Origin of the sequence: Kitasatospora cheerisanensis KCTC 2395, assembly GCF_000696185.1 — a bacterium.
Taxonomy (GTDB): Bacteria; Actinomycetota; Actinomycetes; order Streptomycetales; family Streptomycetaceae; genus Kitasatospora; species Kitasatospora cheerisanensis.
Genome location: NZ_KK853997.1, coordinates 2,758,878 through 2,760,617, shown reverse-complemented (window position 1 = coordinate 2,760,617; position 1,740 = coordinate 2,758,878). Strand labels below are relative to the sequence as shown.

The following is a 1,740-nucleotide window of genomic DNA, read 5'->3' as shown; positions in this document are numbered from 1 at the left end:
GACGTGCTGGGCTTCGCGGCGCACGTCCCCCACTACATCGCCCGCTCCACCTACCCCGCCGCCGCGGTGGTGATCCTGGAGGCCGCCCAGTCCGCGACCGGCCTGGTCCTGCCCGGCAGCGAACTGCGCGCCCGCGTCAACGAGGTCTACGCCGAGATCGAGGACCAACTCTCCCAGGGCGACGGCGAACTGCGGACGGCGATCCAGGGCATGGAGAGCCAGTACGACGCGGTCTCCGGCGCGGCCGACCGCGAGAGCCTGCTGGCCGAGACGGCCGACCTGCCCTCCGCGGACGAGCTGGGCCGCCGCTTCGAGGAGTTCCTCGCCGAGCACGAGCGCGGCGCGGAGTAGGTGCGCCGCCTCCTGCTGGCCGCCACCGCGGCGGTGCTGATCGGCACCGCGGCGTGCAGTGCCGCCGAGACCACCCGGACGCCCGGCCCCGAGGGCGTGGCGTCGTCGAGCCCCTCCGCGACGCCCGTCACCGGACCGTACGTCGCGGTCGGGGACTCCTTCACCTCGGGCCTGCTGATCCCGCCGCAGGGCGGCTCACCCCAGGGCTGCGGCCGATCCGGCGTCAACTACCCGTCCCTGGTGGCCCAGCAGCTCGGCCTGAAGGACTTCACCGACGTCAGCTGCAGCGGCGCCCGGACGGTGGAACTGACAGCTGCCCAGCAGACCGGCAACGGGGTCAACCCGCCCCAGTTGGATGCGCTCGGCCCGACGACCGGCCTGGTGACGCTCGGCATCGGCGGGAACGACATGGGATTCATGGACGTGCTGGGCCGCTGCGCGGTGGAGAACGTCCGGCACACCCTGACCGGCAGCAGCAACAGCGAGGCTCCCTGCCGCAGCTACTACACCGCCGGTGCCGGCCGCGGCGAGATCGGACGAAAGCTGCAGGCCGCCGACGAGCGGCTCACCACCGCCCTCGCCGAGATCAAGCGGCGGGCACCGCAGGCCCGGGTCCTCCTGGTCGGTTATCCGGCGCTGCTGCCGCAGGACCCGGCCCGGTGCGCCCAGACCCTGGGCGACGGGATAGCGGCCGGCGACGTCGTGTTCGTCGGCGAGCAGGAGCAGCAGCTGAACGCCATGCTCCACCGGCGGGCCGAGGCCTCCGGAGTGGGATTCGTCGACACCTACGCCCCGTCCGTCGGCCACGACCTGTGCGAGCCGCAGGGCACCCGCTGGATCGAACCGCTCAGCGCGGCGGCCGGGCTGGCGCCGATGCACCCGAACGCCCTGGGGGAGCAGGGCATGGCCGCCGCCGTCCTCGCTGCTCTGGGCCAGCCGCACTGAGCCCGCCGCCCGGCCCGCCACAGCACCGGGCGGCCTCGGCGACCTGGGCGACCTCGGGCGGCGGAGGGCAGTAGAGCCGGGCCGCGTCCGACGGACCTGCCGGTCCGTCAGACCGGATGGACGGCGTGGACGGCGTGGACGGCGATTCGGACGCCGTCCTCGTCGAGGCACGCGCCGGTGGCCAGGTCGAAGCGCTGCTTGAGCAGGGGTGAGGCGACGTACACCCGGCCGTCCGCGGTGGAGCCGAGCAGGCCGCGGGAGAGGACGTACGCGCCGGTGAACGGGTCGCGGTTGTCGGTGGCGTAGAGGCGGTCGTTGGCGTCGCGGAACACGGCGGCCTGCCGGCCGTCGGGCAGCAGGACGGCGACGCCGCGGCCGGGGGCCAGCAGGTCCCAGTCGCAGACCGGCGACCAGCCGGCGGGGGAGAGCAGTTCGACCCGGGTG

At 74.5% G+C, this 1,740-nt stretch carries 3 protein-coding genes; 2 read left to right on the top strand and 1 reads right to left on the bottom strand.

The window, feature by feature from the left end:
- On the top strand, nucleotides 1–351 hold a 351-nt coding region (locus KCH_RS12495), incomplete at its 5' end, for a PAC2 family protein (RefSeq protein WP_035871733.1).
- Nucleotides 352–1,296: an SGNH/GDSL hydrolase family protein gene (locus tag KCH_RS12490; RefSeq protein WP_035862635.1), complete on the top strand. Its 945-nt coding sequence runs from the start codon at nucleotides 352–354 to the stop codon at nucleotides 1,294–1,296.
- Nucleotides 1,297–1,403: 107 nt separating this feature from the next.
- On the opposite strand, the gene nirD is transcribed toward KCH_RS12490, so the two are convergent.
- The gene (nirD, locus tag KCH_RS12485; RefSeq protein WP_063750277.1) at nucleotides 1,404–1,727 is read right to left on the bottom strand and encodes a nitrite reductase small subunit NirD; all 324 of its coding nucleotides are present in this window, start codon (nucleotides 1,725–1,727) and stop codon (nucleotides 1,404–1,406) included.
- Nucleotides 1,728–1,740 lie beyond the last annotated feature (13 nt).